Annotated in this window: 6 protein-coding genes; 5 read left to right on the forward strand and 1 reads right to left on the reverse strand. The window is 65.0% G+C overall.

What is annotated here, in order from left to right:
* Positions 1 to 1,891: DNA mismatch repair protein MutS (mutS, locus tag AC3AYF_RS02500; RefSeq protein ID WP_487779364.1), on the reverse strand; the 1,891-nt coding region annotated here is incomplete at its 3' end.
* A gap of 219 nt (positions 1,892 to 2,110) precedes the next feature.
* Between mutS and AC3AYF_RS02505 the strand changes: the two genes are divergently transcribed.
* The 5 genes from AC3AYF_RS02505 to AC3AYF_RS02525 form a co-directional block, all read left to right on the forward strand.
* Entirely contained in the window at positions 2,111 to 2,296 is a 186-nt protein-coding gene (locus tag AC3AYF_RS02505) for a hypothetical protein (RefSeq protein ID WP_295035252.1), read from the forward strand.
* A gap of 209 nt (positions 2,297 to 2,505) precedes the next feature.
* Complete coding sequence (locus AC3AYF_RS02510; protein ID WP_487779365.1) at positions 2,506 to 3,048, forward strand: CinA family protein; 543 nt, start codon at positions 2,506 to 2,508, stop codon at positions 3,046 to 3,048.
* A gap of 166 nt (positions 3,049 to 3,214) precedes the next feature.
* Positions 3,215 to 4,279 carry a recombinase RecA gene (recA, locus tag AC3AYF_RS02515; protein WP_295035256.1) on the forward strand — a complete coding sequence of 355 codons (1,065 nt, stop codon included), beginning with the start codon at positions 3,215 to 3,217 and terminating at the stop codon, positions 4,277 to 4,279.
* 29 nt (positions 4,280 to 4,308) lie between these two features.
* Positions 4,309 to 4,818, forward strand: a complete 510-nt coding sequence (locus AC3AYF_RS02520; protein WP_295035258.1) for a regulatory protein RecX — start codon at positions 4,309 to 4,311, stop codon at positions 4,816 to 4,818.
* Between the two features lie 365 nt (positions 4,819 to 5,183).
* The coding region (locus AC3AYF_RS02525) for an alanine--tRNA ligase-related protein (protein WP_487779366.1) at positions 5,184 to 5,670 on the forward strand (487 nt) is incomplete at its 3' end.

The raw sequence follows: 5,670 nt of genomic DNA on the forward strand, positions 1-5,670 counted from the left end.
GGCGCATGTAGGTCGACTTGCCGCCCATGTTGGGGCCGGTGATCACCAGCATGCGACGATCGTCGTCGAGGATCAGGTCGTTGGGCACGAAGGGGTGCTGACTGACGTGTTCCACCACCGGGTGACGACCGCCGATGATGTTGAATCCCGGCTGTTCCAGCAGGCGTGGACGCACGAAATCGAGATGCTGGGCGCGTTCGGCGAAGGCGCAGAGCACGTCGAGCGCGCCCAGCGAGCGGCCGGTGGCCTGCAGCGCATCGAGATCGGCATTGAGCGTGTCGATCAGGCTCTCGTAGAGCAGCTTTTCCCGCGCCAGCGCGCGAGACTTGGCGGACAGCGCCTTGTCCTCGAACTCCTTGAGTTCGGGGATGATGAAGCGCTCGGCGTTCTTCAGCGTCTGGCGGCGGATATAGTCCGCCGGCACCTCGCGAGCCTGGGCGCGCGGTATCTCGATGTAGTAGCCGTGGACCCGGTTGTAGCCGACCTTGAGGCCCGGCAGGCCGGTACGTTCGCGCTCACGAAGCTCGAGCTGGATCAGGTAGTCGCCGGCGTGTTCGGCCAGCCCGCGATACTCGTCGAGCTCGGCGTCGAAGCCTTCGCGGATGACACCGCCGTCCCGGATCACCACCGGCGGGTTGTCGATCAGCGCCTGGGTCAGGGTGTCGGCCAGGTCGGGATAGGGGTGGATATGGCGGGCGAGGTCGTCCAGTGCGCTCTCGCCTTCGATTCGCTGGAGATCGGCCTGCAGCGTCGGCAGCACGTTGAGCGCGTCGCGCAGGCGGGCCAGATCCCGGGGGCGGGCGCTGCGCAGTGCCACCCGCGCCAGGATCCGCTCGACATCGCCCACCTCGCTGAGCGGCTCGCGGATCAGCAGGTACTGGTCCGCGTCGAGCAGCAACTGCACCGCTGCCTGGCGGGCGCCGACCTGATGCCGGTCACGCAGGGGCCGATTGAGCCAGCGCTTGAGCAGACGCGAGCCCATCGGCGTGACGGTCGTGTCGAGCACGCTGGCCAGGGTGTTGTCACCACTGCCGCCGAGGTTGATGTCGATCTCGAGATTGCGTCGGCTGGCGGCATCGATCACCACCGATTCGTCACGGCTCTCGACGCTCAGCGCGGTGACATGGGGCAGTCGGGAACGCTGGGTGTCCCTGGCGTAGTCGATCAGCACGCCGGCGGCGACCAGCGCGGTTTCGAGATGGGTGCAACCGAAGCCCCTGAGATCGGCGACCTCGAACTGGTCGCACAGCAGACGGTTGGCGGTCTCCAGGTCGAAATGCCAGTCGTTCTGGCGTTTCAGGCCGGTCCGCTCCGCCAGCGACGGCGAGAGATCGAGGCTTTCGGCGACCAGCAGCTCCGCCGGCTGCAGCCGATGGATCTCGGCCAGCATGTCGGCCTCGCCATCGATCTCGAGCACGCTGAAGCGGCCGCTGGAGAGTTCCAGCCAGGCGATACCCCAGCGTTCGCCGGTGCGATGGAGGGCCACCAGCAGGTTATCGCGGCTGGCATCGAGCAGGGCTTCGTCCAGCAGCGTTCCCGGTGTGACGATGCGCACGACCCGGCGCTCCACCGGCCCCTTGGCCGTGCTCGGATCGCCGATCTGTTCGCAGATGGCCACCGACTGGCCGGATTTGACCAGTCGCGCCAGGTAGGACTCGACGCTGTGGTAGGGGATGCCCGCCATGGGGATCGGCTTGCCGGCCGACTGCCCGCGGGCCGTCAGCGTGATGTCGAGCAGTTGCGATGCACGCTTGGCATCGTCGTAGAAAAGCTCGTAGAAATCGCCCATCCGGTAGAAGAGCAGCACGTCCGGATGCTCGCGCTTGATCTTGAGGTACTGCGCCATCATCGGCGTATGCTGGGTGCTCTTGCTGGAGGCCGCGTCCTGCATGGTGTCTCGGAAGCTCCGTCGATTCTGGGGACACAGAGGGGGCATCGGAATGCCGGGTCGTACGCTGAGGGGCAAGGTTACCACGCGGTGGCTGGGTCCGGCACGGCGCGAGGTGGCGGTCGCCTTAGAGGGGATCATGCATCAGGTGTAGTGATTTCAGCCTGAGTGCCCGCCGATAACTCGTTACAGTGTGTGAAATCGGTACTCGAGGACTCCCATATGGCCCGGTTGGTGCTCAACCACCTCAGTGATTCCACGTATCGCCTGCTGGCCATCGAAGCCAACAAGCGTAACGTCAATCTCAGCGAACTGGCCGTTGTGCTGCTGGAGATCGCCGTTGCCGAACTGGCGGCGCGTCATCCTTCCGTGATTCCTCCGCCCCGGGATCCCCGCGAACCGGATTGACCCGCCTCCCGCCACCGCCTTGCTCCCGCCAGGGCGTGCTCCTCCATCCGCGATACGCAGGCGTCCCCGCAGTGTCCCTTCGGCGATTGCATGAACCACGATTCTCCGCATACTGGGTGGCGATCGGTTTCTCCTTCGGCTCTGCCCCCGTCGTCGCCCGTGGAGCGGCGGCCGACGGGTAGAGCGACCCCTGAAAGAGGCAGTTGCCCATGACGAACGACTCCACATCCCCGCTGGGCGCCGAACCGGATTGCGAGGCGCTCTCCCGGCGCCTGGGGGAGGCCTGTCTGGCGCTGGGTGTCCGGCTCACCACCGCGGAATCCTGTACCGGGGGCGGCGTCGCCAGCGCCATCACGGCGATCGCCGGCAGCTCCGCCTACTTCGAGTCCGGCTACGTGACCTACGCCAATGCCGCCAAGCAGCGCCTGCTGGGAGTGTCGCGGGCCACACTGGAGACCCATGGCGCGGTCAGCGAGGAGACCGTCAGGGAGATGGTCGTCGGTGCCTGTCGCGATAGCGGGGCCGAACTCGGTGTCGCGGTCAGCGGCGTTGCCGGCCCGGCCGGGGGCAGTCCCGACAAGCCCGTGGGCACGGTGTGGTTCGCCTGGGGCAACCCACACCATCAGCGGGTGCAGCGTCATCAGCTGCCGGGGGACCGTCGGCGGATCCGCGAGTCGGCGGTTGCCGTGGCGCTGTCGGGACTGATCGAATCGCTGGCGGAAAGCCGGCCCGACAACGCCTCTCCACGATGACAGCAAGCCGGCGTCCGGGGCTCCACGGCGGCAGGATTGAAAATCTTCGGCGGGGGATAGGCGGGAGCGCTTTTTTTCGCCATACTACTGTCTAACCATACAGTACGTGAGCCGAGCGCTGCGACCGGCTGCCCCGCCTCACTTCGTGCATCCATAGGAGACGTTCATGGCACAGGACGAAAACCGCAGCAAGGCACTCAATGCGGCACTGTCACAGATCGATCGTCAATTCGGCAAAGGCACCGTGATGCGCTTGGGCGATACCCCGCGTACCGCGATTCCGGTGGTGTCGACGGGGTCTCTGGGCCTGGATATTGCACTGGGTGTCGGCGGGTTGCCTTACGGTCGTGTCGTCGAGATCTTCGGTCCGGAATCCTCGGGCAAGACTACGCTGACCCTGTCGGTGATCGCCCAGGCCCAGAAGGATGGCAAGACCTGCGCCTTCGTCGATGCCGAGCACGCGCTCGACCCGAGCTATGCCGAAAAACTCGGTGTCGATCTCGACGAGCTGCTGGTTTCCCAGCCCGACACCGGCGAGCAGGCGCTCGAAATCTGCGACATGCTGGTGCGCTCCGGTGGCGTCGACGTCATCATCATCGATTCAGTGGCGGCGCTGACGCCGCGCGCGGAGATCGAAGGGGAGATGGGCGATTCCCACGTCGGCCTCCAGGCGCGCCTGATGTCCCAGGCGCTGCGCAAGATCACCGGCAACATCAAGAACGCCAACTGCATGGTGGTGTTCATCAACCAGATTCGCATGAAGATCGGCGTGATGTTCGGTAGCCCCGAGACCACCACCGGTGGCAACGCGCTCAAGTTCTACTCCAGCGTGCGCCTCGATATTCGCCGTATCGGTTCGGTCAAGCAGGGCGACGAGGTCACCGGTAACGAAACCCGGGTCAAGGTGGTGAAGAACAAGGTGGCGCCGCCGTTCCGTCAGTCCGAGTTCCAGATCCTGTATGGCAAGGGCATCTACCATGCCGGCGAGGTCATCGATCTCGGCGTGCAGTGCAACCTGGTCGACAAGGCGGGGGCCTGGTACAGCTACAAGGGCAGCAAGATCGGCCAGGGCAAGGCCAACGCCGCCCAGTATCTCGAGGAGCATCCCGAGGTGATGGCCGAGATCGAAACGCAGATTCGGGCCCAGCTGCTCGCGGTACCTGCAACCAAGGAGAAGGAACCCGAAGCGGCCGTCGCCGAAAGCGATGACTCCGGCGATACGCTGCTGTAAGCCGCTATCTCTGGAGGGCGAGGGTATCGATGACTGACCGCAACGACGCCTTCTGCGGTGACGCCGCTTCTCGAGAGGATGTGTCCCGGGAGGTGTCCCCCCGAGACGTTGCCATTCGGTTCCTGGCCCGGCGCGAGTACTCCCGCGTCGAGCTGGAAACCCGCATGAGCGCGAAGGGCCTGGAGCGCGAAGATATCCGCCAGGCCCTGAACGAACTGGTGAGGGAGGGGCTTCAGTCCGATGCGAGATTCGCCGAGGTCTTCGTCCGCTCGCGCATTGCGCACGGGCAGGGCCCCGTCAAGATTCGCGTCGACATGGCACGGCGGGGAATCGATGAGTCGCTGATATCTTCGGCTTTCGAGAGTGAGGCCCCCGACTGGGGGGATCTGGCGAGTCAGGCCCTCGCCAAGCGCTTCGATTCTCCGGGGGTCACCCCGCGGGAGCGTGCCAAGAGAGAGCGCTTCCTGGCGGGGCGCGGCTTCGAGTTCGAGCAGGTTCGCCATGCCATGAGGCACGCCTGGTCGAGCAGTATCTCCTGAACCTTCGTCACGAGTCATCACGCGCCTCTGCCCCCGGATTTCCGGGGCTTCCCTCCCGTATCTCTACCGCAAGCCGGCAGCCCGCCGGAACGCTGCGCTCCTTCTCCTTCTCCTTCTTCGCCGCTATGCGCCGCACGCGATACTCGTCCCGTGTATCGCCCTCCCGCCGGTTACCCACGACCCGTGGCGGGGGGGTCGGGCCGACCACAAGGGTGTCGCACTCGACAGACTATCGGCTGACCACGTTATACTAATGCGCTTTGCGATGGCAGGAGAGGCGTTCACGGCGCCTCTTCATTGCCGTGTTCTGTGTCGCCACGTGGTCTGCTAGCCGCCGTGGGCACGCCTATCGCCACGGATTGTTTATGAAAAGTGCAGATATCAGACAGGCTTTCCTGAGCTTCTTCGAGGAGCGCGGGCACACCATCGTACCTTCCGCCTCTCTGGTGCCGGAAAACGATCCCACGCTTCTCTTCACCAACGCCGGCATGGTGCCGTTCAAGGACGTGTTCCTGGGCCGGGACCCCCGTCCCTACGTGCGCGCCACCTCGGCGCAGCGCTGCGTGCGCGCCGGTGGCAAGCACAACGATCTGGACAACGTCGGCTATACCGCTCGTCACCACACCTTCTTCGAGATGATGGGCAACTTCAGCTTCGGCGACTATTTCAAGGCCGATGCGATTCGCTACGCCTGGACGTTCATCACCGAGGTTCTGGCGCTGCCCAAGGACAAGCTCTGGGTCACGGTCCATATCAGCGACGACGAAGCGGCCAGAATCTGGATCGAGGATATCGGCGTCGACCCCGCGCGGCTGTCACGTCTGGATGAGGACAACTTCTGGCAGATGGGTG

This window comes from Salinicola sp., assembly GCF_982684285.1.

Coding starts and splice junctions, on each gene's coding strand:
- AC3AYF_RS02505 (WP_295035252.1), top strand. CDS start 2,111: ATGGCCCGGTTGGTGCTCAACCACCTCAGTGATTCCACGTATCGCCTG.
- AC3AYF_RS02510 (WP_487779365.1), top strand. CDS start 2,506: ATGACGAACGACTCCACATCCCCGCTGGGCGCCGAACCGGATTGCGAG.
- recA (WP_295035256.1), top strand. CDS start 3,215: ATGGCACAGGACGAAAACCGCAGCAAGGCACTCAATGCGGCACTGTCA.
- AC3AYF_RS02520 (WP_295035258.1), top strand. CDS start 4,309: ATGACTGACCGCAACGACGCCTTCTGCGGTGACGCCGCTTCTCGAGAG.